This is a genomic window from Pseudonocardia lutea (assembly GCF_042658055.1).
In the GTDB taxonomy this organism is placed as follows: Bacteria; Actinomycetota; Actinomycetes; order Mycobacteriales; family Pseudonocardiaceae; genus Pseudonocardia; species Pseudonocardia lutea.
Map to the genome: position 1 here is coordinate 1 of NZ_JBHSQK010000023.1, position 23,491 is coordinate 23,491.

The 23,491-nt window shown below is 75.2% G+C and carries 27 protein-coding genes and 1 pseudogene; 14 read left to right on the forward strand and 14 right to left on the reverse strand.

Features of this window, described 5'->3' with window-relative positions; translation table 11 throughout:
• The 10 genes from ACFQH9_RS11510 to ku all read left to right on the forward strand — a co-directional run.
• On the forward strand, positions 1–1,267 hold a 1,267-nt coding region (locus tag ACFQH9_RS11510; RefSeq protein ID WP_379565984.1), incomplete at its 5' end, for an SRPBCC family protein.
• 3 nt (positions 1,268–1,270) lie between these two features.
• Positions 1,271–1,699 (forward strand): gas vesicle protein GvpJ, encoded by a 429-nt coding sequence (gvpJ, locus tag ACFQH9_RS11515; RefSeq protein WP_379565985.1) that lies wholly within the window; start codon positions 1,271–1,273, stop codon positions 1,697–1,699.
• The gene (locus ACFQH9_RS11520) at positions 1,696–2,427 is read left to right on the forward strand and encodes a GvpL/GvpF family gas vesicle protein (RefSeq protein ID WP_379565986.1); all 732 of its coding nucleotides are present in this window, start codon (positions 1,696–1,698) and stop codon (positions 2,425–2,427) included. Before gvpJ ends, ACFQH9_RS11520 begins: the two co-directional genes overlap by 4 nt.
• Positions 2,428–2,433: 6 nt before the next feature.
• Positions 2,434–2,664: a gas vesicle protein GvpG gene (locus ACFQH9_RS11525; RefSeq protein ID WP_379565988.1), complete on the forward strand. Its 231-nt coding sequence runs from the start codon at positions 2,434–2,436 to the stop codon at positions 2,662–2,664.
• A gap of 13 nt (positions 2,665–2,677) precedes the next feature.
• The gene (gene gvpO, locus ACFQH9_RS11530; RefSeq protein ID WP_379565989.1) at positions 2,678–3,115 is read left to right on the forward strand and encodes a gas vesicle protein GvpO; all 438 of its coding nucleotides are present in this window, start codon (positions 2,678–2,680) and stop codon (positions 3,113–3,115) included.
• On the forward strand, positions 3,112–3,528 hold the full coding sequence (locus ACFQH9_RS11535) for a gas vesicle protein (protein WP_379565990.1): 417 nt from the start codon (positions 3,112–3,114) through the stop codon (positions 3,526–3,528). Before gvpO ends, ACFQH9_RS11535 begins: the two co-directional genes overlap by 4 nt.
• Positions 3,525–4,271 carry a GvpL/GvpF family gas vesicle protein gene (locus ACFQH9_RS11540; RefSeq protein ID WP_379565991.1) on the forward strand — a complete coding sequence of 249 codons (747 nt, stop codon included), beginning with the start codon at positions 3,525–3,527 and terminating at the stop codon, positions 4,269–4,271. The genes ACFQH9_RS11535 and ACFQH9_RS11540 overlap by 4 nt, the downstream gene beginning before the upstream one ends.
• Positions 4,268–4,546 carry a gas vesicle protein gene (locus tag ACFQH9_RS11545; protein WP_379565992.1) on the forward strand — a complete coding sequence of 93 codons (279 nt, stop codon included), beginning with the start codon at positions 4,268–4,270 and terminating at the stop codon, positions 4,544–4,546. The genes ACFQH9_RS11540 and ACFQH9_RS11545 overlap by 4 nt, the downstream gene beginning before the upstream one ends.
• Positions 4,539–4,835, forward strand: coding sequence for a gas vesicle protein K (locus tag ACFQH9_RS11550; RefSeq protein ID WP_345381456.1), 297 nt, complete (start codon positions 4,539–4,541; stop codon positions 4,833–4,835). The genes ACFQH9_RS11545 and ACFQH9_RS11550 overlap by 8 nt, the downstream gene beginning before the upstream one ends.
• Positions 4,836–4,919: 84 nt before the next feature.
• Positions 4,920–5,771, forward strand: coding sequence for a non-homologous end joining protein Ku (gene ku, locus ACFQH9_RS11555; RefSeq protein WP_379565993.1), 852 nt, complete (start codon positions 4,920–4,922; stop codon positions 5,769–5,771).
• A gap of 18 nt (positions 5,772–5,789) precedes the next feature.
• On the opposite strand, the gene ACFQH9_RS11560 is transcribed toward ku, so the two are convergent.
• On the reverse strand, positions 5,790–6,866 hold the full coding sequence (locus ACFQH9_RS11560) for a carboxylate-amine ligase (RefSeq protein ID WP_379565994.1): 1,077 nt from the start codon (positions 6,864–6,866) through the stop codon (positions 5,790–5,792).
• Positions 6,867–7,618: 752 nt separating this feature from the next.
• Here ACFQH9_RS11560 and ACFQH9_RS11565 point away from each other — a divergent pair.
• Positions 7,619–8,626 (forward strand): TIGR03557 family F420-dependent LLM class oxidoreductase, encoded by a 1,008-nt coding sequence (locus ACFQH9_RS11565; RefSeq protein ID WP_379565995.1) that lies wholly within the window; start codon positions 7,619–7,621, stop codon positions 8,624–8,626.
• On the opposite strand, the gene ACFQH9_RS11570 is transcribed toward ACFQH9_RS11565, so the two are convergent.
• The 7 genes and pseudogenes from ACFQH9_RS11570 to ACFQH9_RS11600 all read right to left on the reverse strand — a co-directional run bounded on the left by ACFQH9_RS11570 (position 8,604) and on the right by ACFQH9_RS11600 (position 14,420).
• Positions 8,604–9,314: an HAD family hydrolase gene (locus ACFQH9_RS11570; protein WP_379565996.1), complete on the reverse strand. Its 711-nt coding sequence runs from the start codon at positions 9,312–9,314 to the stop codon at positions 8,604–8,606. The two genes, ACFQH9_RS11565 and ACFQH9_RS11570, sit on opposite strands and share 23 nt — an antisense overlap.
• 124 nt (positions 9,315–9,438) lie before the next feature.
• Positions 9,439–9,564: pseudogene (locus tag ACFQH9_RS11575) on the reverse strand (ATP dependent DNA ligase); the annotation flags it as partial.
• A 59-nt stretch (positions 9,565–9,623) separates the two neighbouring features.
• Entirely contained in the window at positions 9,624–11,393 is a 1,770-nt protein-coding gene (locus ACFQH9_RS11580; protein WP_379565997.1) for a phosphatidylglycerol lysyltransferase domain-containing protein, read from the reverse strand.
• Between the two features lie 122 nt (positions 11,394–11,515).
• Positions 11,516–12,406 carry a DMT family transporter gene (locus tag ACFQH9_RS11585; RefSeq protein WP_379565999.1) on the reverse strand — a complete coding sequence of 297 codons (891 nt, stop codon included), beginning with the start codon at positions 12,404–12,406 and terminating at the stop codon, positions 11,516–11,518.
• Positions 12,400–13,437, reverse strand: coding sequence for an LLM class flavin-dependent oxidoreductase (locus ACFQH9_RS11590; RefSeq protein ID WP_379566000.1), 1,038 nt, complete (start codon positions 13,435–13,437; stop codon positions 12,400–12,402). Before ACFQH9_RS11590 ends, ACFQH9_RS11585 begins: the two co-directional genes overlap by 7 nt.
• A gap of 57 nt (positions 13,438–13,494) precedes the next feature.
• A complete protein-coding gene (locus tag ACFQH9_RS11595) occupies positions 13,495–14,256 on the reverse strand; it encodes a DUF1990 family protein (protein ID WP_379566001.1) in 762 nt (253 codons plus the stop codon).
• Positions 14,199–14,420, reverse strand: a complete 222-nt coding sequence (locus ACFQH9_RS11600; RefSeq protein WP_345381465.1) for a hypothetical protein — start codon at positions 14,418–14,420, stop codon at positions 14,199–14,201. The genes ACFQH9_RS11595 and ACFQH9_RS11600 overlap by 58 nt, the downstream gene beginning before the upstream one ends.
• A gap of 37 nt (positions 14,421–14,457) precedes the next feature.
• Between ACFQH9_RS11600 and ACFQH9_RS11605 the strand changes: the two genes are divergently transcribed.
• Positions 14,458–15,249: a DUF1990 family protein gene (locus ACFQH9_RS11605; RefSeq protein WP_379566002.1), complete on the forward strand. Its 792-nt coding sequence runs from the start codon at positions 14,458–14,460 to the stop codon at positions 15,247–15,249.
• 219 nt (positions 15,250–15,468) lie between these two features.
• Here ACFQH9_RS11605 and ACFQH9_RS11610 read toward each other — a convergent pair whose 3' ends face one another.
• Positions 15,469–16,185 (reverse strand): M24 family metallopeptidase, encoded by a 717-nt coding sequence (locus tag ACFQH9_RS11610; RefSeq protein ID WP_379566003.1) that lies wholly within the window; start codon positions 16,183–16,185, stop codon positions 15,469–15,471.
• 188 nt (positions 16,186–16,373) lie between these two features.
• Complete coding sequence (locus ACFQH9_RS11615; protein WP_379566004.1) at positions 16,374–16,703, reverse strand: putative quinol monooxygenase; 330 nt, start codon at positions 16,701–16,703, stop codon at positions 16,374–16,376.
• Between the two features lie 231 nt (positions 16,704–16,934).
• On the opposite strand from ACFQH9_RS11615, the gene ACFQH9_RS11620 reads away from it, so the two are divergent.
• Both ACFQH9_RS11620 and mdlC read left to right on the forward strand, forming a co-directional pair.
• On the forward strand, positions 16,935–18,176 hold the full coding sequence (locus ACFQH9_RS11620) for an MFS transporter (protein ID WP_379566006.1): 1,242 nt from the start codon (positions 16,935–16,937) through the stop codon (positions 18,174–18,176).
• The gene (mdlC, locus tag ACFQH9_RS11625) at positions 18,173–19,765 is read left to right on the forward strand and encodes a benzoylformate decarboxylase (protein ID WP_379566007.1); all 1,593 of its coding nucleotides are present in this window, start codon (positions 18,173–18,175) and stop codon (positions 19,763–19,765) included. Before ACFQH9_RS11620 ends, mdlC begins: the two co-directional genes overlap by 4 nt.
• A gap of 327 nt (positions 19,766–20,092) precedes the next feature.
• On the opposite strand, the gene ACFQH9_RS11630 is transcribed toward mdlC, so the two are convergent.
• The 4 genes from ACFQH9_RS11630 to ACFQH9_RS11645 all read right to left on the reverse strand — a co-directional run bounded on the left by ACFQH9_RS11630 (position 20,093) and on the right by ACFQH9_RS11645 (position 23,400).
• Positions 20,093–20,434 (reverse strand): MarR family winged helix-turn-helix transcriptional regulator, encoded by a 342-nt coding sequence (locus ACFQH9_RS11630; RefSeq protein ID WP_379566009.1) that lies wholly within the window; start codon positions 20,432–20,434, stop codon positions 20,093–20,095.
• A 111-nt stretch (positions 20,435–20,545) separates the two neighbouring features.
• Complete coding sequence (locus ACFQH9_RS11635) at positions 20,546–20,953, reverse strand: DoxX family protein (protein WP_379566010.1); 408 nt, start codon at positions 20,951–20,953, stop codon at positions 20,546–20,548.
• Positions 20,954–20,995: 42 nt separating this feature from the next.
• Positions 20,996–21,472 carry a GNAT family N-acetyltransferase gene (locus ACFQH9_RS11640; RefSeq protein WP_379566057.1) on the reverse strand — a complete coding sequence of 159 codons (477 nt, stop codon included), beginning with the start codon at positions 21,470–21,472 and terminating at the stop codon, positions 20,996–20,998.
• Between the two features lie 83 nt (positions 21,473–21,555).
• The gene (locus ACFQH9_RS11645; protein WP_379566011.1) at positions 21,556–23,400 is read right to left on the reverse strand and encodes an L-lactate permease; all 1,845 of its coding nucleotides are present in this window, start codon (positions 23,398–23,400) and stop codon (positions 21,556–21,558) included.
• Positions 23,401–23,491 lie beyond the last annotated feature (91 nt).

Genomic DNA, 23,491 nt, shown 5'->3' on the forward strand with positions numbered 1-23,491 from the left:
GGCGCTGCCGGCCGACGCGTTGAAGGACGCCGGCGGGCGCCTGCTGTCGCTGCTCGTGCAGCGCGCGGCCGAGGCCGCGACCGAACGGGTGACGAGCCTCACCGACCGGCTCGACACCGTGACGGAGAACGGCGGCACGGGGGTGCGCGAGGCCCTGGGCCGCCGCCGCGAGGACGACGACGCCGACGGCGACCCGGACGACGAGTCCGGCGACGACGACGGCGACGGCGGAGGCAAGGGCGGCGGCTTCTTCTCCGGGATCAAGGACAAGGTGACCGGCCTGTTCGGCGGGGGCGGCGACGACGACTCCGAGGGCGGGGGCGGCGGCAGCGGCGGCGGCAAGAAGGTCAAGCTCACCAACATCGTCGAGGAGATCGACGTCGGCCTCCCGGTGCGCACCACCTACAACCTGTGGACGCAGTACGCCGACTTCCCGGGCTTCATGAAGAAGGTCGAGAGCGTCGACCAGATCACCGACGAGAAGACCCACTGGAAGGCGAAGGTCTTCTGGTCCCACCGCGAGTGGGAGGCGACGACCATGGAGCAGGTCGCCGACTCGCACATCATGTGGCGTTCGAAGGGACCCAAGGGGCACGTGGACGGGGCGGTGAGCTTCACCGGGCTCGGCCCGAACCTCACCCGGGTGCTGCTCGTGCTCGAGTACCACCCGCAGGGCCTGTTCGAGCGCACCGGCAACATCTGGCGCGCCCAGGGCCGCCGCGCCCGGCTGGAGTTCAAGCACTTCCGTCGGCACGCCATGACCACGGCCATGCTGCACCAGGACGAGATCGAGGGCTGGCGCGGCGAGATCCGGGACGCCGAGGTCGTCACCACCCACGAGGAGGCGCTGGAGGAGGAGCGGCGCGCCCGCGAGGAGGAGGGCGAGCCCGAGGAGCGCGGCGAGTACGCCGAGGACGAGGGCACCGGGCCCGAGGAGGAATACGACGAGGAGGCCGAGCCGGCCGCCGAGTACGACGAGGACTACGACGAGGAGCCCGCGGACGAGGCCGGCGAGTACGCCGAGGACGAGGGCGACTACGCCGACGAGGGCGACTACGACGACGAGGCGGACGAGGCCGACGAGTACGAGGAGGGCGAGGAGGGCGCGCGCGACGAGGACACCGAGCCCGCCGACGAGGCGGACGAGGACACCGCGCCCGCGGACGAGGCCGCCGAGGCCGACGAGGAACCTGACGAGGAGCCGCCCCCGGCCCGCCGCCGTACCGCACGCCGGCAGCCCGCGGGCGCCGGCGGAAGGAGTCGATGACCGATGACGGTGGCGACGCAGACGGGTGGTGGCGTGCAGCGCGGCGGGGGAGGCTCGAGCGGCCTCGCCGACGTCGTCGAGCTGATCCTCGACAAGGGCCTGGTCATCGACGTGTTCGTGCGGGTGTCGCTGGTGGGGATCGAGATCCTCACGATCGACGCGCGCGTGGTGGTGGCGAGCGTGGACACGTTCCTGCGGTTCGCCGAGGCCACCAACCGGCTCGACCTGTACGGCAAGGGCAAGGGCGGCAAGGACCTCACCGAGCTCACCCAGGGCATGATGGAGGGCGGCGCCAAGGGCAAGACCTCCGGGGCCCTCGACGCGGCCGTCGACAAGGTGGGGGAGCTCCTGGGCGGCAACGACCGCGAGGAGGAGCGGGAGGAGGCGCCGCGTCGGCGGCGGCCGCAGCGGACGCGGGAGCGTGAGGCGTGAGCGCGACGTACGTCTACGGGTTGGTCCGGTCCGACGCCGAGCTGCCCGACGACCTCGTGGGGCTGGGCCCCTCGGGGACGGTCACCACGGTCGCGCACGACAAGGTCGCCGCCATCGTGGGCGACGTGCCGCTCGACCGCCCGCTCGGCACCCGGGACGACCTGGTGGCCCACGAGGCCGTGGTGGACTCGGTGGCCGCGCGCACGACCGTGCTCCCGATGCGGTTCCCGGCCGTGATCGAGGAGGAGGGCGTCGTCGACGAGCTCCTCACGCCGCACCACGACCGGTTCGTCCGGGCGCTGGACCAGCTCGAGGGGACCGTGCAGTACACCCTCAAGGGCCGCTACGAGCAGGACGTCCTGCTCCGCGAGATCGTGGAGGAGGACTCGGGGGTGCGCGAGCTCCAGGAGCGCATCCGCGGGGTGCCCGAGGAGGCGGCCTACTACGACCGCGTCAAACTGGGCGAGCTGATCGTCAAGGCGCTCGAGGAGCGGCGCGAGGTCGACGCGAAGGACATCGTCGACCGGATCGGCCCGTTCGCGGAGGCGGTCTCGACCACCACCCCGACCCAGCCCGAGGACGTCGTGAACGCGGCGTTCCTGGTCCGGCGGGACGGCGCCGAGGAGTTCGAGAAGGCCGTCGAGGAGCTGGGCGCGGACACCGGCGAGTGGCTCCACCTGCGTCTGCTCGGGCCGCTCGCCCCCTACGACTTCGTCCCGGAGGAGTGAGCGAGGGTGGGGCTCGTGTCGGGTCTGCTCGGGTTGCCGCTGGCACCGGTGCGCGGTGTGCTGTGGCTGGCGGAGCAGATCCAGGACCAGGCCGAACAGCAGTACTACGACCCCGCCCGGATCCGCGCCGAGCTGGAGTGGGTCGACGAGGCGCGCCGGACGGGCGAACTCACCGAGGAGGAGGCGGCCGAGCGGGAGAACGAGCTGTTGCAGCGGCTGATGGTGCGCCGCGCCTGAGCGACGGGGACGGATGACGGAACGACACGAGGACACCGGACGCGAGCGCCCCGCTCGCCGCACCGCCGCCCGCCGGGGCGAGCGGGCCGGCCAGCGGGAGGGCTCGCCGGACGGCGCGCGCGACGGAGCCCCCGACGGCACCGCGCGCAACGGCACGGCGCCCGCGCGCAGGCGCGGGCGCTCCCGTGCCGTGCTGCCGGCCGAGGCGGCCCGCCGTGCGGCCGAGCAGATCGTGGCGCTCACCGGCCGCGAGCTGGAGTCCGTGGTGTCGATCGAGCGGCAGGGCGAGGGCTGGCGGATCGGCGTGGAGGTCGTCGAGACGCGCCGCATCCCGGACTCGGCCGACATCCTGGCCGTCTTCGAGGCGGAGGTCGACGAGCACGGCGACCTCCACGGGTACAAGCGGATCAGCCGGCACAGCCGCGGGCAGCTGCACGGAGGAGGACGATGACGACCGGAGGCCTTCCGCTACCGGGACGCACGGCGCGCCCGCCCGAGCACCGCGTGGAGTCGACGAACCTGGCCGACATCCTCGAGCGCGTGCTCGACAAGGGCATCGTGATCGCCGGCGACATCCGGGTGAACCTGCTCGACATCGAGCTGCTCACCATCAAGATCCGGTTGCTGGTCGCCTCGGTCGACAAGGCCCGCGAGATGGGCATCGACTGGTGGGAGCACGACCCGACGCTCAGCTCCGGCCAGCGGGACCTGAACGAGGAGAACCGCAGGCTGCGGCAGCGCATCGGCGACCTCGAGGCCGCCCGCAACCGCGAGCTCGGGAACGGATCGGAGCCGGAGGCGCAGCCCGAGCCGGCCCCGAGGCGCACCGCGCGAGCCCGGCAGGAGCAGGGGGAGCGGGAGTGAGCCTGGTCTGGTTGTACGCGGTGCGGCGCGGGGAGGCGGAGGCGCCCGCCGGGCCGGGCGTGGACGGCGAGGCGCCCCGGCTCGTCGCGGAGGGCCCGCTCGTCGCCGTGGTCGGCACCGTGCGCGAGGAGGAGTTCGACGAGGCGGCGCTGGCCCGGGCGATGGAGGACCTCGGCCGCATCGAGCGGCTCGCCCGCGCGCACCACGCCGTGATCGTGCAGGCGGGGGCCGGGCTGCCCACCGCGCCGCTGCGGCTCGCCACCGTCTACCGGGACGACGAGGCCGTCGCGGCGATGCTGCGCGAGCGGGCGGCCGAGTTCGGGGCCGTGCTCGACCGGGTGCGCGACCGGCGCGAGTGGGGCGTCAAGGTCTACGTCGACGCGAAGCCCGACGCGCCCGCCGAGGAGCCCGAGCCCTCCGGCAGGCCCGGCACCGCGTACCTGCTGCGCCGGCGCGCCGACCGGGACCGCGGGGCGCGGGCCCGGGAGCGCGCCCGGGCGGTCGCCGACCGGATCGACGAGACGCTCGCGCGGGTCGCGGCGGGCGCGCACCGGATGAAGCCGCAGGACGCCCGGCTCAGCGGCCGCGAGCAGGAGATGGTGCTCAACGCGACGTACCTGGTCGACGTGGCCGGCGAGGAGGAGTTCCGGGCCGCGCTGGCCGGTGTGGCGGCGGAGGGGGCGACGGTCGAGCTCACCGGGCCGTGGCCGCCCTTCTCCTTCGCCACGCTGGGGGAGTCGTGACGCTCGCCCGAGCTGACGGTCGGGGTCGCGAGCTCCCCCTCCACCCGGACGACGAGCTGAGCCTCGTCGACCTGCTGGACCGGCTGCTCTCCGGGGGCGTGATGCTCACCGGCGACATCACGATCTCGCTCGCGGACGTCGACCTCGTGCACGTCTCGCTCCGGGCGTTGATCAGCTCGGTCGCGAAGCTCGACGAGGGCCACGCGCCGCCGGCGGAGGCGCTCGCGGAGGCCGAACGTGCCCAGGTCGACGTCGCGGAGGTGCGGCGTGCCTGAGCTGCCCCGCCGCGTCGAGGCCCAGCCGGACACGGTCGGCCGCGACCTCGGCCGGCTCGTCCTCACGATCGTCGAGCTGCTCCGCCAGCTCATGGAGCGGCAGGCGCTGCGCCGGGTCGACGCCGGCGACCTGCCGGAGGAGAAGATCGAGCAGCTCGGCCTGGGCCTGATGCGGCTCGAGGAGGCGATGGTCGAGCTGCGCGAGCACTTCGGACTGGAGCCGGGCGACCTGAACATCGACCTGGGTCCGCTCGGCAACCTGCTGGGCCCGGAGGCCGGGACCCGGTAGGCAGGAGGGCGCGAGGACTGCCGGGGCGCGGTCCCGGGTACACGACCGGCGCCCGGGGCGTCCGGGACGGACGAGGGAGGCGGCGTGGCACGCGCGATCTGGACGGGCTCGATCACCTTCGGGCTGGTGTCGATCCCGGTGGGGCTGTTCACCGCGACGGACGACCACACCGTGCACTTCCACCAGTTCCAGCGGGACACCTCGGACCGGATCCGCAACCAGCGGGTCAACGAGCGCACCGGCGAGGAGGTCGAGTACGACGACATCGTCAAGGGCGCCGAGGTCGGCGACGGCGAGTACGTCGTGGTCGAGCCCGAGGAGCTGGAGCAGATCGCGCCCGGCCGCTCCCGCACCCTCGACATCACCGACTTCGTCGACCTCGCCGACATCGACCCGGTGTACTTCCAGCGCACGTACTGGCTGGCCCCGACCGGCGACGAGTACCGCAAGCCCTACGCGCTGCTGCGCGAGGCGATGACCAAGGGCGACAAGGCCGCGATCGGCACGTTCGTGATGCGCGGCAAGGAGTACCTGGCCGCGGTGCGGGCGGACGGCGCCGTCCTGGCGCTGCACACCCTGCACTTCGCCGACGAGGTCCGGGACCCGTCGGAGCTCGACAACGTCCCCACGCGCCGGACGAAGCCGGGGGAGAAGGAACTGAAGATGGCCACGCAGCTCATCGAGTCGATGAGCGGGCCGTGGAAGCCCGAGCAGTACCGCGACACCTACCGCGACCGCGTCGAGCAGCTCATCGAGGACAAGAAGCAGGGCAAGGAGATCGTCACCGAGTCCGAGCCGCCGGAGCCCACGGAGACGAACGCGCTGCTGGAGGCGCTGCAGCGCAGCGTCGAGGAGGCCCGCGGGAAGAAGTCCGGGAAGTCGGGCGGGAAGAGCGGCGACAAGTCCTCCTCGGGCTCGCGCCGCAAGGCCTCCTAGCGCCCTCGGCCGGTCGGCTCAGTCCCGCGCCGCCAGCGCGTCCCGCACCACGGACCGCAGGTCGCCGCCCTGCGCGAAGGCCCGGCGCTGGTGGGTCGCGCCGGGCCGGCGGGCGGCCAGGGCCTGCCACAGCTCCCGGACGGTGTCGAGGTCGCCGGCCTCGCGCAGGGCCGGCCCGACGTGGTCGACCAGCGCGCGCACGACCTCGTCCGCCGGGGCCGGGCGCCAGGTGTGCGGGTGCAGCAGCTCCTCGTCCAGCCCGGAGCGGCTCGCCCGCCAGGCGGCCAGCCGCAGGATCTCGACGCGCACGGGGTCGGCCGGCACGCCGTCCGCCCACTCCCGGGCGGCCGTCTCGACCAGGGCGCGGGTGAGCGCGGCCACGAGCACGGCGTCCGTGGGCTCGCGGCACACGTCGGCCACCCGGACCTCGAGCGTGGGGTGGTGGGCGGAGACGCGGGCGTCGAAGTAGAGCATGCCCTCGTCGAGCAGGGTGTCCGTGCCGAGCAGGGTCTCGGTGAGCTCGCGGTAGGCGGCCGCGGAGCCGTGCGGCCCGGTCGGTCCCGCCGAGGGCCAGCGGCCCCAGACCTGGGTGCGGAAGCCGGCGTAGCCGGTGTCGGTGCCGCGCCAGAAGGGCGAGTTGACCGACAGCGCGAGCAGCACCGCGAGCCAGGGCCGGATCCGGTCGAGCGCGCCGACCGCCTCGTCGTCCGACCCGACCGCGACGTGCACGTGGCAGGCACAGGTCAGCTGCTCGCTGCCGGTGCGCCCGAAGCGCTCGACCATCGCCCGGTAGCGGGCGTCCGAGGAGACGTGCGGCTCCGCGGGGACCGGTGGCGTGCCGAGCGGTACGGCCTCGACGCCGGCGGCGCGGGCCGCCCGCGCGGCCTCCCCGCGCCGGATGCGGATCTCGCCGAGCAGGTCGCCGAGGTCGCGGCAGGGATCGGTCGCGGTCTCGACCTGCTGGGCCTGCAGCTCGGCGGTGAGGTCGGCGGAGCCTGCGCGGCGCAGCACGGTGGACCCCACGGCGCGTGGTTCGCCCGAGTCCGGATCGACCAGCAGGAACTCCTCCTCGACGCCCAGCGTCCGCACCGCCACGCGAGCAGTATCGCCGAGGGCCGTGATCGGCTCCGGGCCCACCCACGGAGCCGGTCCGCGCCGGTCCGCGTCGGTCGGCGTCGGTCGGCGTCGGTCGGCGTCGGTCGGCGCCGGTCGGTGCTAGTCGGCACCCCCGGCCCCGGCGCAGGAGCCGTCGCAGGGGCCGCCGTGATCCCGGCGGCGCAGGCAGCGCCACCACAGTCCGCTCACGAACGCCATGGCCGCCCCGATCAGCGCCCACCCCGTCCGCCCGGCCACGAGGCCGACGAGCAGCCCGAGGACCGCCACGACGGCCAGCGCGGCGATCCCGGCGACCTCGGCGCCGCCACCGGGCGGCTCCGCCTCCTCGTCCTCCTCGCCGGCGTCCGCACCGTGGCCGCCCCGGCCTTCGGCACGCTCGTCGGCGTCCGCGGGTGCGNCGGCCCGTTCGTCGGCGGCCGCGGGTGCGCCCGCCCCGAGCACCGGGTCGGGGACGGGGGCCGCGGCGGCGGGACGACCGGGGCTCGGCTCGACCGGACCGGGCACCTCCCTGGGGTCGGCCGTGAGCTGCCGCGCGAGCCGGGGGTCCTCGCGTTCGAGGACCCGGCCGATCGCCGCGAGGGCGGCCCGTTCCCTGCTGCTGAGCACCGTTGCGCTCCTTCCGTCCGGATCGCGGCCCGACTACCCCGGTCCGGCGGGCCGAACCCCGCTGCGCGGCACGGGGATCGGCCGGCCGGACGGGTCGTCGCGACCACGCGGGGTACCCGCCGGCCATGACCTCCTTCGGCTACACCCTGATGACCGAGCAGCGCGGGCCCCGCGAGCTCGTCGCCGACGCCGTCGCGGCCGAACGGGCCGGGTTCGACTTCGAGGTGATGAGCGACCACTACTTCCCGTGGCTCGACGAGATGGGCCACGCCCCGTACGCCTGGAGCGTCCTGGGCGCCGTCGCCACCGCCACCGAGCGGGTCGGCCTGATGACCTACGTGACCTGCCCGATCATGCGGTACCACCCCGCCGTCGTGGCGCAGAAGGCGGCGACGGTCGCGCTGCTGTCCGAGGGCCGGTTCACGCTCGGTCTGGGCTCGGGCGAGAACCTCAACGAGCACGTCGTCGGGCGGGGCTGGCCGACGGCCGACGTCCGCCAGGAGATGCTCGACGAGGCCGTCGCGATCATCCGGGGGCTGTTCGCCGGGGGGTACGTGACCTACGAGGGCAAGCACTACCGGGTCGACTCGGCCAAGCTGTGGGACCGCCCGGAGGACGGCGTCCCGCTCGCGCTCGCGGTGTCCGGCGCCCAGTCGGTGAACAGGTACGCGCCCCTCGCCGACGCGATGGTCGCCGTGCAGCCGGAGCCCGACCTGGTGCAGGGCTGGGACCGGGCGGCGGGCGCCGACCTGCCCAAGATCGGCCAGCAGCCGATCAGCTGGGGCCCGGAGACGGACGCCGCCGTCGACCGCGCCCACGCGCTGTTCCGCTGGTTCGCCGGCGGGTGGAAGGTCAACGCCGAGCTGCCGAGCACCGCCGGGTTCGCCGCGGCCACGCAGTTCGTGCGCAAGGAGGACGTGGCCTCGGCGATCGCCTGCGGGCCGGACGTGTCGGCGCACGTGGAGGCGGTGCGCCCGTTCGTCGAGGCCGGCTTCACCCACGTCGCCCTCGTCGAGGTGGGCGGGGAGATGCAGCCGGAGTTCCTCGAGTTCGCGCGCACCGAGCTGCTGCCGGCGCTGCGCGAGGAGTACGGCGAGGCGAAGGACCCGGCTATCGCCGTCCGAGCGCGCTGACGAGGTGGTCGCGCAGCTCCGGGACGGACTCGAACACCTCCCGGGCGCCCGCCTCCCGCAGCTCGTCGACCGAGAAGCCGCCGGTCCGGATCGCGTAGCCCGCGCACCCGGCGCGGCCGGCCGCCTCGAAGTCCCACACCGAGTCGCCGACGACGAGCCCGCTGCGCCCGCCGACCTTCTCCATCGCCACCCCGATCAGGTCCGGCTGCGGCTTGGTCGACTCGACGTCCTCGCTGCTCGTCCAGGCGTGGGCGAGCTCGCGGCCGCCGAAGAGGTCGAGGTAGGCGTCGACGTGCTCCGGCTTGCCCGAGCTGGCCAGCACGACCTTGAGGTCGGCGTCGCGCAGCGCGGCGAGCAGCTCCCGGACCCCCTCGAACGGTTGGATCTCGGCCAGCAGCGGCGCGAACTCCTCGCCCCAGGCGTCCCGGGCCGCGTCGCCGTGCTCCTCCTCGAACCGCTGCCCGGCGACGGCGGGGACCAGCTGGTCGCCGCCCATCCCGATCGCGCGGTGCAGCCGCCACACCGGCAGCGTCACGTCGAACCGGCGGAAGGCCCGGAACCAGGCCAGCGCGTGGTGGTAGTTGGTGTCGACCAGCGTCCCGTCGACGTCGAGGACGGCGGTGTCGAGCGCCGAGAAGTCCGGCTCGCCCGCCTGCGAGGTCCTGTCCACCGTGGTCTCCGAAGCCATGGGGGCCGGGTACCCAGGGAGCGCGGCCTGACGCGCGGTCAGTGGCGCCGCAGCCAGTGCGCACCCTCTCCCGGGCGGCGTCGGCGAAGGGCGACCCGTCGGCGGCCAGCCCGTCGGAGCGCGCCCGCAGGTCGTGCAGCACGTGCCCGTCGAAGCCGGTGCCGACCTTGCCCGCGTAGTGCAACCGGTCGCCGTCGTACACGCCGACGAGCAGCGCGCCGGCCGTGCGCACCGGGCCCCGGCGACGCACCGGGCGCGGCGCCGGCGTCGGCGCTCAGCGGCGGGACCGGCGGCGGACCGGGGGCGGGCTCAGCGGCGCAGCTCGCGCAGCAGCGCCGGCGGGCGGCCGCCGAAGCCCTCGGCCTCGAGCATCGCCAGCAGCACCCGCGGCAGGTCCCGCACCGCCGGGAACAGCAGGAAGCGGGGCACCCAGCACGGCCGGAACTTGGCGTTGAACCGGTAGAGGCTCTCGATCTGCCACCAGCGCGAGGCGACGTGCAGGATCCGCGCCCACAGCCGCGCGACCGGCCCGGCGCCGAGCCGCTGCCCGCGTTCGAGGGCGCCGCGGAACACCGCGAAGTTCAGCGAGACCCGGACGATCCCGTGCCCGCCCGCCCACCGCACGACGTCGACGACGAGCTTCTCGGTGAGCCCGGTGTCGGCCGCCGGGTCGCGGCGCATGAGGTCGAGGGAGAGCCCGTCGCGGCCCCAGGGGACGAACTGCAGCAGCGCGGCCGGGACGCCGTCGCGGTGCGCGACGGCCAGGACCGCCTCGCCGTCCGTGCCGTCGGCCGTGCGGGAGAGCGCCATGGAGAAGCCGCGCTCCTCGGCGTCGCCGCGCCAGCTGCGGGCCAGCCGGGCGAGCTCCGCCCGCTCGGCCGGGTCGATCTCCCGGATCCGCCGGACGTCCACGGCGACGCCCGCCCGCTCGGCGCGGGCGACGGTCTGCCGCACGCCCCGCATCGCGCGGCCCTTTAGGGAGAAGGCCGCGGTGTCGAGGACGGCCTCGTCGCCGAACTCGAGCACGGAGAACCCGACGCGGGCCCAGGCCGTCGCCCCCTCCTCGGAACAGGCCAGCACGGCCGGCACCCAGGCGTGCGCGACCGCCCGCTCGAGGAAGGCCGCGATCGCGGCGCCCCACTCGCCCTGCTCGCCGAGCGGGTCCCCCGAGGCCAGCGCGACGCCGGCGAGGACCCGGTAGGACACCGCGGCGCCGCCGCTCGGGGCGTAGACGACGGTCCGGTCGCGGCGCAGCGCGAAGTAGTCGAGGGAGTCCGGGTCGGGCCGGCGGGCGAGCATTGCGCGCAGCCGCGCCTCGTCCGCCGGCTCGAGGCGGGACTCGGGCTCGGGGGAGCGGAGCAGGAAGTACCCGGCGCCCAGCACCGCGAGCACCCCGAAGGTGAGGCCGACGGTCGCGGTGAGGTCGTCGAGCCACACCCCGTGGGCGGTGAACGCGACGGGGCCGGACACCCCGACCAGCGCGAGCAGCGCCTGGACCAGCTGGTCCGTCGCCGCGGTGCCCGGGGCGAGACGGTGCGGGTTCAGCGCGAGGAACAGCCACACCACCGCCACGCCCGCCACGGCGAACTGCACGAGCACGCGGGCCGCCCGGGTGACCCCGCCGGGATCGGAGCGGGCCGGGAACGAGCGGCGGGTCACGACGAGCAGGACCAGCAGCAGCGCGGTGACGACGGCCGCCTCCGCCCCGTGGCCGTGCGCCGGGCCGATCACCCGGGCGAGATTGACCGCGGTCAGCGCCGCGGTGATCAGCACGGCGAGCGCCCACGCCCGCCGCTTGCGGCGCCGCAGTCCGGCGGCGAGCAGCAGCATCCCGACGCCGGCGACCACCGTGACGACGACCTGCCCGACCCCGACGATCTCCGGCAGGCCCACCGAGGCCCGGAACGGCTCGCCGAGCATCCGGCGCGGCCCGGCCAGCAGGCCGCCGGCGAGCGCGAGGATCCCGACCAGTCGTGTGGACCACACGACCACCCCGACCGCGGTCGCCCCGGCCAGGGCGCGGGCGGGCACCCGCGGCAGGGCGCGGCCCGCCGCGGGTCCGCTCGCGGGACGGGTCAACGCGCCCTCCCCGCTTCGCGGGACGCGCTCGACGCCGGTGCCATGAGGTCGCACGATACGACCTCCCGGCCACCGCGCGGCGTGCACTCCCGGTAGGTGATCGGGCGGTCGCCGGCCGGTCGTCAGTCGCGGGACCCCGCGGGAACCGGCAGCGCGTCGACGGGCCCGGACGGGTACGGGGCGGGCCGCCGCGCCGACAGCAGGGCGACACCGACCGCCGTCACGACCATCCCGAGGATGCCGACGGCGAGCGTCGGCGGCGTGGTGCCGAAGGGCTCGCCGAGCACCAGCACGCCCACCGCCCCCGCCGTGACCGGGTCGAGGATGGTGAGCACCGCGAGCGGGGCGCCGAGACCGCCGCCGCGGTAGGCGTGCTGCGCGAGCGCGGTCCCGACCAGCGCGGCCGCCGCGGTCACGGCGAACCGGCCGGGGGTGAGGTCGCCGAGCAACAGGGTCTTGGCCGTCGCGGAGGCGGCGCCGAAGCACAGCGCGGCGCCCACCGCGTAGCAGACCGCGCCCCCGCGGGGTCCCCGCCGGCCCAGCAGCAGCCCGGTGGCGGCCGCGGCCGCGACCACCACCGCGAGCACGCCGACGACCGGCCAGAACCCGACGCCGCCGCCCGGCGGGAGGTGTACGCCGTGCGGGCGGTGGTGCGGCACGGCGGAGAGCACGGCGGGCAGGCCGAGGACCACGCACAGGAGCCCGGCCCACGAGCGCGGCGTGATCGGCGTGCGGTTCACCCGCGAGCCGAGCAGGAGGGCGATGGCCAGGCAGGACACGCCCAGGGGCTGCACCACGACGAGGGGCCCGGCGGCCAGTGCCGCGACGTGCAGGCCCGCTCCGGTCAGCGTCGCGGCCACGGCCGCCCACCAGAGCCGGCGCCGCAGCAGCCGGGTCATCAGGCCGAGACCGGCCGCCGACTGCCGGGACGCCTCGCGCTCCTGCAGCACCGCGGACACCGCGTAGAACACCGCCGAGGCGACGGCGAGCAGGATCGCGAGGGGGATCAGCACCTCCTCGACGATACGGGGCGCCGGCCGAGGACCGGGGCCAGCCGGGTCGCGATGTCGGTGAGGATCTGGACGTAGTCCTCCTGCGCGAAGCTGAACGGCAGGGCGAACACCACCTCGCGCACCGCCAGGAACCCGGCGTGCGCGTAGAGCTGCTCGGCGATCCGCTCGGACGGGCCGACGAGGTCGGGGGAGAAGAGCATCCGGGCGGGGCCCTGCGGCGCGCGCGTCCGCGGCAGCCGGGCGGCCGCGTAGGCCTCGTACTTCGCGCGCTGCTCGGGCGTGGCGGTGTCGGTCGGCACCACGACGAGCCCCTGCGAGACGCGGGCCGCGGCCCCCGCCGGGTGCGCCGCCCGGAAGGCGTCGATGTGCGAGCGCTGGATGGCGGCGAAGTCCGTGCCGGCGCCGTCCTCGGCCCGGACCACGCTGCTGGTCAGGAAGTTCATCGCGTGCTCGCCCGCGCGGCGGGCGGAGCCGAGGCTCGCCGCGCCGTACCACATCCGCCCGCGCAGCCCGGGGGAGTGCGGCTGCACCCGGTCGGAGAACACCTCGATGCCCCGCGTCCCGGAGAAGCGGCTCGCGGGCTCCCCGGCGACCAGCCGCAGCAGCCGGGTCACCCGCTCGTGCCCGAAGTCCTCCCGGTCCGCGGTGTCCGGGTAGAGCGCCTCCCGGACGTCGTCGAAGTGCATCGGCGGCCCGACGCTGACGCCCGGGTTGAGCCGCCCGCCGGACAGGACGTCGACCGTCGCCAGGTCCTCGGCCAGCCGCAGCGGGTTCTCCCAGCCCAGCGGGATCACCGCGGTGCCCAGCTCGATCCGCCGGGTGCGCTGCGAGGCCGCGGCGAGCACCGCCACGGGCGAGGAGATCCCGAACTGCAGGTGCCGGTGCCGGACCCACGCGCTGTCGAACCCGAGCTCCTCGCCGAGCTCGATCATCCGCAGCGTGGTCTCGTGGCCGCCGCCGGGGTCGGCCTCGTCGAACGAGCCGATGGTGAGGAAGCCGAGCTTCTCCAGCGGTTCCGACGGTGCGGGCATGCGTCCATCATGATCCGCGGCGCGGGGCGCCGCTCGTGGGGCCGGGCCGGCCGGGGGCTACGGGCAGACCCCGGGCCGGACGAGGTCGAGGGCGAACCGGTCCCGCCAGCGCTCCGGCCGCTCCCGGGGCACGATAACCAGGCCGACCTTCGGCTCGTCGTCCCCGGGCGGGTCCGCGTCGATCAGCTCCCGCACGCGCTGTCCCGCCCGCCGGTAGAACTCCAGCTGGAGGGTGCGCCCGAACAGCACCCAGCCGAGCCGGAGGAGCGGGTTGGGCACGGGGCCGCGGCGCGAGTAGGCGTGGATCCAGAAGGTGACGCGCCCGGTCTCCGGGTCCTTGACCACCTCGTAGCTCAGCCGGCCCTGCTCGAGGTGCCCGCACAGCGTCTGATAGGTCCAGCCCCACACGCGCTTGCCGTCGCGGACCGTGTCGTAGGCGTCCGTGACCCGCACCGGCATCTGGAACCGGAGGAACAGGAACCGGCCCTCCAGCACCATGTCCCGGCCGAGCAACGGGTCGTCGCGACGGTAGATGCCCCGGAGGATGCGGTCGTCGGGGAACTCGTAGTCGCGCACGATCCGGCAGGCGCGTTCGAAGGGTCCGCCGGGCTCGGGCGGGCCCGGGGCCTCGGTGCCGAGCTCGGCGTAGCCCGAGTCGACGTGCCAGTTCGGGTCGTCCGGGCTGGTGGGCGCCTCGTCCTCGGAGTAGTTCACCTCGAGGCCGGCCAGGTACGCGACCTCGGCCTCCAGCGCCGCGCGGTTCAGCGGGACTCCTCGCGCCGCACGGACTCGCTGATCAGCCAGAAGGTCGGCGGCCACAGCCCGACGAACAGGGCGCGCCGCTCGGCGTTTCCCCGTTCCTCCTGGTCGAGGGTCTTCGCCCGCATCCACAGCCCGATGCAGAGCGCGATGCAGCCCAGCGACACGCTCTGCAGGTGGATCGCGCGCACGCCCGCGCGCCGGAGGATCGTCCCGATGGTCACGGCGCATGGGTTCCCGCTCCACGGGTACTCACACGCGATGCTCGCTTCCCCTGCGCGCCGCGAGCCGGTCACGGGCACCCGGCGGCACCGGCGGGTCGGCGCGGTCGTCCGGTGGCCCCTGGGGCTCGCCATCGTGGCGTGGCGCTACCTGTGGCGGACCACGGTCACGCACCGCAGCGACGAGCCCGGCGACGCCTCGGACCTGCCGAAGCCGCTGCCGCCCGAGGTCTGCGACGACCGCGTCCAGCACATCGAGGGCGGGCACGGGGACCTGCTGCACCGCTGCTACTCGGTGACGATCGCCGGCGGCGACTGCACCCCCGAGCTGCTCCTCGAGCGGCTCGCCGCGGACCCCAACGACTGGTCGCCCTCCGGGCTGGCCGTCTTCCGGCGGACGAAGGGGCACGACGGCGCCATGACCGTCGGCGACGAGTTCCTCATCCGGCTGCCCGGCCCGTGGGACGGGCCGGTCCGCGTCGTCGGGTCCGGGCCGCGCCACTTCCGGCTGGCCACGCTCACGGGCCACCTCGAGGCCGGGCAGATCGAGTTCCGGACCGAGGAGGCGGGGGAGGACGTCCGGTTCGTCATCGAGTCCTGGGCCCGCCCGGGCGACCGGCTCGCGCACGTCCTCTACGACCGTCTGTCGCTGGCCAAGGAGGTGCAGCTGGTCATGTGGACGCACGTGTGCCTGCGCGCCGCGGCCCTGGCGGGGGGGCGGCCGCGCGGGGGTCTCACCGTGCGCACCCGGTGGCTGGACATGGCCGGCGGGCAGACGCCGGCGACACGCCCGGCGGACGCGGATCGCACGGATTCACCGGATGAGGTGTAGGCCACGGCCGGGGTGGGGATCCCAGGACCGAGGCACACGAGGCCGGCGGGGAGCCGGCACGGACCGCGACTGTCCGTCGTTGGGGAGCGGATCGGACAGTCCGTCGGGCCGGGGTCGCCCTGGTCGGGGTGGCGACCCCGGCCCAGCTCTTTCCGGCGCCTCGTCCGAAGGCGTTCTCCGGCACGTCCTCCGGCGCCTTCCTCCCGCGCCGGCCACCGTTCAGCGGTGCAGGGTCAGCAGCTGCTCGTAGAACCCGCCGAAGCCGCGCTCGCGGTCCACCAGGTGCACCTCGAGGATCCAGTGGCACCGCCGCCCGGAGGGGTCCGTGCGGCGCATCGGGTGGTCGCTGCCGGGCGCGATGTAGCTCTCGATCCGCTCGCCGTCGATCCACTCGTGCGGGAACTCGCCCACCAGGTGGCCGCTGTGCGCGCCGCCGAACTCCCAGCCTGCCTCCTCGGCCAGCCCCACGACGTGCGCGTACAGCTCGGCCCCGCTGATCTCCGGGTGCGCCTCGAAGTGGGCGCGGCCGGCGTCGAAGATCCGGGGCAGGTCGTCGCGCAGGCGGTGCTTGACCGGGTCGTCGCCCAGCACGAAGGTCCGGCCGAAGTCGGCCTCCCACTCGGCGAAGATCGGGCCGAGGTCGAGGAAGACGATGTCGTCCGCCTCGATCAGCCGGTCCGGCGGGTTCTCCTTGTAGGGCAGCAGCGTGTTCGGGCCGGAACGCACCACGCGCTTGTGCCAGTGCCGGTCCGTGCCGAACAGCTCGGCGCCGAGGTCGCGCACCCGGTCGCTGACGGTCCGCTCGGACTCGCCGGGGGCGATCAGCCCGCGCCGCCCCGCCTCCTCGAACAGGTGCAGGGCCTTGCGCTCGGCCTCGACGAGGTTGCGCGCCCGCGCCTCCTCGTCGACCGGTGCGGTGCCCGTGACATCGCCCATCCCGCCTCCTCGCGTCACCGGTGACCCTAGGTCGGCGGGGGCGCCGTCTCCAGGGCCGGCGGCCCCGGGTGTCGTGCGGGGCGCGGGCCCCCGCCGGAACCGCGGGGACCTGACGACGGGTCTCCGGGCACGGCCGGACCGCGGGGCGCCGCAGCGCCCCGCGGTCCGGTGGTCGTGCGGGTGGGCGGCTACTCCGGGGTGACCTCGGCCATGTCGTTCCAGGCCTCGCCCTCGAGGTCCTGGTAGTTGATCTTCGGCCGCTCCGCGACGACCTTGCCCATCCAGGGGAAGAACTTCTGGGCGTGCTCGGTCTGCACGTGCGCGGCCCCGGCGTCGCCGTCGCGGAAGGTCTCGACGATCGCGAACTCGTTCGGCGTGGTGCCGCTCTCGTAGAAGTCGAACGAGACGTTGCCCGGCTCGGCCCGCACGTTGTCGGTGTACTCCTTGATGCCGGCCAGCCAGTCCTCGCGCTTCTCGGGCTTGATCTTCACCTTGAGCACGATGAGGATCACGGTCACCTCCGGGGTCGTGGATCGTGGTCGGCCCCGGGCACCCACCCGGGACGGTGGGGGAAGCCTCCCACCCCGGCACCGCGGATGGTGTCTCAATCGGCGACGGCCCGTCCGTCGGGTGAGGCGCCGAGGATCCGGACCGCCCGCCGCGGCACTTCCGCCCACCGGAAGCTTGCCCTGACAAGGGTCCGGTGGCCCGCTCATACTCCGGCGGATCCGGACACCGAGGAGGGTTCCATGACAACGGAGTCGGCAGGACCGTCGGAGCGGGCGGGGGCGCGGGCCGGCTGGGCGGCGCCGCTGTGCTGGTCGGCCGTGGCGCTGGAGGGGTTCGACCTGGTCGTGCTGGGGGTGGTCCTCCCGTCGCTGCTGCGCGACCCCGCCTGGGGGCTCAATCCCGCGTCGGCGTCGCTGATCTCGGTCGTCGGCCTGGTCGGCGTCATGGTGGGCGCGCTCGCGGCGGGCCCGCTCACGGACCGGTTCGGCCGCCGGTCGATGCTGCTGGTCACCGTCACGTCGTTCTCGGTGCTGACGCTGCTGTGCGCCTTCGCCCCCGGGCCGGTGCTCTTCGGCGTGCTGCGCTTCCTCGCCGGGCTCGGCCTCGGCGGCGTGCTCCCGGTGGCGATCGCGATGGTCAACGAGTTCGCCCGGTCGGGCCGCGGCGGCAGCGCCACCACCGTGCTCATGACCGGCTACCACGTTGGCGCGGTGCTCACCGCGCTGCTCGGCATCGTCGTGATCCCGTCGCTGGGCTGGCGCGCGATGTTCGTCATCGGGGCGCTGCCCGCGCTGGTGCTGGTGCCGCTGGTCCGGGCGCGGCTGCCCGAGTCCGTCCCGGTCGAGCGCGGGCCGGCCGCCCGGCGCAACCCGGTCGCCACGCTCTTCCGCGGCGGCTACCTGCGCGCCACGCTCGCCTTCTGGGTCACCTCGTTCATGGGGCTGCTGCTGGTCTACGGCCTGAACACGTGGCTGCCGGAGATCATGCGCACGGCGGGGTACGCGCTGGGCGCCGCGCTGGCGCTGCTGCTGGTGCTCAACGTCGGCGCGGTCCTCGGGCTGCTGGTCGCCGGCCGGGTCGCGGACCGGATCGGCGTGCGGACGTCGACCATCGCCTGGTTCACCGCCGCCGCCCTGTTCCTCGCGCTGCTGTCGATCAAGCTGCCCGGCGTGGGTGTGTACGTGAGCGTGCTGCTCGCCGGCGTGTTCGTGTTCAGCTCCCAGGTGCTCACCTATGCCTACGTCAGCCAGCACTACCCGGCCGAGGCCCGCGCGACGGCCATCGGCAGCGCCTCCGGCGTCGGCCGGCTCGGCGCCATCTGCGGCCCGGTGGTCGGCGGCGCGCTGCTGTCGGCCGGCATCGCCTACCCGTGGGGCTTCTACGCCTTCGCGGTCGTGGCGGCGATCGGCGCGGCCTCGGTCGCGGTGGTCGGGCGCAGCCGCACCGACGAGCCCGCGGACCGCCGGATGGAGACCGCGTGAGGACGGTCCGGGACGCCACCTTCGACGTCCTCCGCCGGTACGACCTCACGACGGTCTTCGCCAACCCGGGATCCACCGAGATCACGCTGCTCACCGACCTGCCGGCGGACCTCGAGTTCGTCCTCGCCCTGCACGAGGGGTCCGTGGTCGGCGTGGCCACCGGCTGGGCCACCGCGCACGACCGGCCCGCGCTGGTCGTCCTGCACACCACGGCGGGGCTGGGCAACGCCGTCGGCGCGCTCGCCACGGCGCGGGTCAACCGGGTGCCGCTGGTGGTCGTCGTCGGGCAGCAGGACCGCCGGCACCTGGCCTTCCGGCCCTTCCTCACCGGGGAGCTGGAGGGCCTGGCCGGCAGCTACCCGGTCTGGACGACCACGCCCGCCCGGCCGCAGGACGTCCCGTCGGCCGTGGCCCGGGCCCACCACGAGGCCGTCGCCGGCCGCGGACCCGCGCTGGTCGTGGTGCCCAGCGACGACTGGGCCGAGCCGGCCGGCGACGAGGTCGCGGCGCCCTCCGTGGTGCGGCATGGCACGCAGGCCGGACCCGAGGTCGTCGAGGAGCTGGCCGCGGCCCTCGCCGGGGCGGCCTCGGCCGCGCTCGTGGTCGGGGCCGACGCCGACGGCGAGGAGTCCTGGGCGGCGCTCGTCGCGCTCGCCGAGCGGCTGGACTGCCCGGTGTGGCAGGAGGCGTTCGCGGCCCGGGCCGGGTTCCCGCAGGACCACCGGCTCTTCGCCGGGCACCTCCCGGCGGGGCGGGCGCGGCTGCGCGACGTCCTCGCCCCGCACGACGTCGTCCTGGTCGTCGGGGCGCCGGCCTTCCGGCAGTACCCCTACGAGGCCGGGCCGCTGGCGGGCGAGGGCACGCGGCTGCTGCTGGTCACCGACGACCCCGAGGACGCCCACCACAGCCCGGTCGACCTCGCCGTGGTCGCCGACTCGGCGTCGGTGTGCCGGGCGCTGGCGGAGCGGCTGCCGGGTTCTCGTGGTGAGCGGTCCTTCCCGAAGGCGGCCGCGCCGGAGCCGCCGGGCCCGGGGGAGCCGCTGCGCGCGGGGCACGTGCTCGCCGCCCTCGCCGCGCGGGTGCCGGCCGAGACGGTCGTGGTGGAGGAGACACCGTCGAGCCGCCCGGACCTGCACCGGCTGCTCCCGGCCCGGCGCCCGCTGGGCTTCCTCTCCGCGGCGATGGGCGGGCTCGGGTTCGGGCTGCCCGCGGCGATCGGCGTGCGGATGGCCCGCCCGGAACGGCCCGTCGTCGCGGTGGTGGGGGACGGGTCGTCGCTCTACGGGATCCAGGCGCTGTGGACCGCCGCGCACTACGGCGTCGGCGCGGTGTTCGTGGTGTTGGCCAACGGCCGCTACGCGATCATGGACCGGCTCGCCGAGAAGCAGGGCGGCGCGGCCCCCTGGCCCGCGTTCACCGAGGTCAGCGTGTCGGGCCTGGCGCAGTCGCTGGGCTGCCCGGCGCGGCGGGTGGACACGTGGGAGGAGCTCGCCTCGACCCTCGACGCGCTCGTCCCGACCCTGGGCTCCCGCACGGAGCCGCTGGTGCTGGAGGTGGTGGTCGAGCCCGACCACACCTTCGACCCCTGACCCGGGCGGGTGTGCCGGAGCCGGTCGGCCGGTGGGCGCCCGCGCTGACACCCCTGGTCGAGCACGACACACCCGCTCGAGCCCGGCGGCGCATCCGGGAGGTGCGCCGCACACCCCGTCGACCGGTTGTACGGAGCGCGAGCGGGTGTGAGAGCGGGCAGGGCCACGGCGATCGTCGTCCCCGACGCCGTTCGAAGAGTGCTCTCGCACGCTCTCACACCCCGAGAGGCGTCCCACCTGTCGTCGACGGGGTGTGTCGCGGATGTTCCGGGTGCGGGACGGGGCCCCGGTGGGTGTGCCGACACCACGCGAGAGCGGGCGGGCGGGTCAGCGCGTGAACCAGGAGGGGGCGTCGAGGCGCGGGCCGGAGGTGACGCGGCTGAGCGCGTCCTCGATCGTGCGGACCGCGTCCTCGCCGAGCTCGGTCGCCCAGCGGGTGCGGAGGCCGTCGAAGATCTCGGCGGAGCGGGTGAGCAGGTCGCGGCCGCGGGCCGTGGGGCGGACGAGGACCCGGCGGGCGTCGGCGGGGTCGGCCCCGCGCTCGATATAGCCGGCCGCCTCGAGCGCGGCGATCGTCTTGGCCGCCGCCTGCTTGGTCACGCCGAGGCGCCGGCCGAGCTCGGCGGCCGTGGTGCCCGCGCCGACGGCCTGGAGCGCGAAGCCGTGCATCGGCCGGGCGTCGGGGTGGCCGTGGATCCGCTGACGCGGCGGGCGCGCCGGGGACCCCTCGACCCCGGCGCGCCCGTGCGGCTCCGACCCCCGGCTCGCCCCGGGCCCGGCTCAGCGCGTGACCAGCGCGCGGATCTCGTGCCGGCGGACCCACGCGATCAGGCCGAACAGCACGCCCAGGATGATCGGGGTGTAGACGTACTCCGCCATGCCGATCACGAAGACCTGGAAGAGCGCGGCGCCGATCATCAGCGCCACGAAGCAGGCCGCGGCGAGACCGGCCAGCGCCGGGATCATCAGGCCGATGCCGCCCGCGACCTCCAGTGCCCCGATCAGGTAGCGGAACCAGTCGCCCGCGCCGATGGCGTCGAAGGTCTGCACGGCGGTGGCCTCGCCGAGCAGCTTCGGGGCGCCGGAGGCGACGGCCATGAACAGGCCCAGCACGACCTGCAGGACGACGAGGGCGACGCGGCCCTTGCTGCGGGGGCGGGCGGAAGTGGCGGTACCGGCGGCGGTCATCTCGGTGGTCCTCTCGGTCTCGGTGCGGCGTCCGCCGCGGTGTCACAGGGGAGACCGCACCTGCGCCGGAAACTCATCGCCGCCCCCGGGAGCGGTTCCGAGGTCGCGCAGGATCACCTCCGGATCCGACGGGCGTTCGAGGACCGTGTCGTCCGGAGCGGCGAACCCGAAGCGGGCGTAGAGGCCGTGCGCGTCCTTGGTGTGCAGCGACCAGCGCATCCCCGGCCCGCCGGCGAGCATCATCTCGACGAGCGCGACGCCCAGCCCCCGCCCCCGCGCGGACGGGTCGACCCAGACGTCGGCGAGGTAGGCGAAGGACACCCCGTCGGACACCGCCCGGGCCGAGCCCAGGGTGCGGTCCCCGCGGTACAGCCCGACCACCCGCCAGGCCACGTCGAGCTGGCGCTCCAGGTGCTCGCGGTGCCGCCACCGGCCCCAGTAGGCCTCGGTCGACAGCCAGGCCCAGACGGCGTCGCGGTCCAGCCGGGCGGGGTCGTCGTCGATCTCGAACTCACCGATCACGCGCTTCACGGGGCCACCCTTGCAGGCGCCGCGCCCCGCGGGCAGCCGGATTCGGCCGGTTCCGCCGCGCCTTCCTCCGCCTACGGCAGCATCCAGCCGAGCACCGGCGTGGACTGCAGGTAGATCAGGATCGCGAGCAGCAGCAGCATGCCCAGGCTCCACCCGATGACCTTCCGCAGCAGCACGCCCTCCTGCCCGTCGAGCTTCACCGCGGCGACGGCGATCGTGAGGTTCTGCGGCGACAGCATCTTCCCGAGCACGCCGCCCGACGAGTTCGCGGCGGCCAGCAGCTCCGGCGGCAGCCCGGCCGTGTTGGCCGCGGTGACCTGCAGCGAGCCGAACAAGGCGTTGGCCGACGTGTCCGATCCGGTGACGGCGACACCGAACCAGCCGAGCACCGGCGACACGAAGGCCAGCGCACCGCCCGCGCCCGCGATCAGCAGGCCGATCGCCGTGGTCTGCGCCGACGCGTTCATCACGTACGCCAGCGCCAGGACCGCGGCGACGGTGAGGATCGCCCACTTCAGCTCCGAGACCGTCCGCCCCCAGATCCGCGCGGCCTCGGCGGCACCGATGCCCAGCACCGCCGCGACGATCACCCCGGCGATGAGCATCAGGGTCCCGGCGGTCGACAGCCAGGTCAGCGAGTACTGCGTGGTGCTGCTGGGCTTGCCGTTCATGGCGACGACGTCGAGGCCGGGCCAGTGGAACGCCAGCTTCAGCTTGTCCACGGCCGGCTTGATCCCCGGCAGCTGCACGAGCGCGAAGACCAGCACGATGATCACGTACGGGGCGTAGGCGCGGCGGATCTCGCGCGGGTCGTCGACCCGGGCCCCCGACCGCACGGTCGCGACCGCCTCGCCGCCCTCGGCCGAGCTCCCGGCCGGGACGGGCCCGCCGGAGGGCCGGGGCCCGTCGCGGCGGGATCCGCCGCTGCCGCCGGTGCCCTCGCCGGAGGTGTCGCGGCCGTCCGGGCCGCCCGCCCCGACGAGGCTCCCGCCGTCCGGACCGGCCTCGGGCTCCGGTTCGGGCTCGGCGCCGGTGCGGCGCGCGGCCCACACCGCGTTCGGGTTCGCCCGCGCGACCACCACGACCGCGACCGCGGACAGCAGGGCCGCGAGGATGTCCGTCAGGGGCACGGAGATGTAGTTGGACGTGACGAACTGGACGACGGCGAAGACGACACCGGACACCACCGCCGGCACCCAGGCCTCCCGCACGCCGCGGCGCCCGTCGACGAGGAACACCAGCACCAGCGGGACGAACAGGGCCAGGAACGGGGTCTGCCGGCCGACCATCGAGGCGACCTGGTCGAGCGGGAGCCCGGTCACCTGCGCCAGTGTGATCACCGGGACGCCCATCGCGCCGAACGCCACCGGCGCCGTGTTCGCGACGAGCGCGAGCACGGCCGCGCGCAGGGGCCGGAAGCCGAGCGCCATCAGCATCACCGAGGAGATCGCGACCGGCGCGCCGAAGCCGGCGAGCGCCTCCAGCAGGGCGCCGAAGCAGAAGGCGACGAGGATCGCCTGGGTGCGCCGGTCGGAGGACAGCGTGCCGAAGCTGCGCCGCAGCACGTCGAAGTGCCCGGTCGCGACGGTCATGTTGAACACCCAGAGGGCGTTCACCACGATCCACATGATCGGGAGCAGCCCGAAGAACGCGCCGTGCGCCGCGGCGAGGAGCGACATGCCGACCGGCATGGAGAACCCGACGATCGCGACGACCAGGGCGGCCACCAACCCGGCCAGCGCCGCCCACTGGGCCCGCACGCGCAGTACCCCCAGCAGGAGCAGCACCACCGCGAGCGGCACCACCGAGACCAGGGCCGACCACCCCAGCGAGCCGCCGACGGCCTTCGGGTCCTGCTGGTATGCCGCCAGGACCGGCCCCGCCAACGATCCGGACAACACTGTCGCAGCCGTCATGGTCGGGGAGTGTGCGCCGCGTCACGGCGCTCGGCAGGACGGACTGGGCCGAACGGGTGTCGGGCCGGCGCCGGCGGGGCGGCCGGCGGGC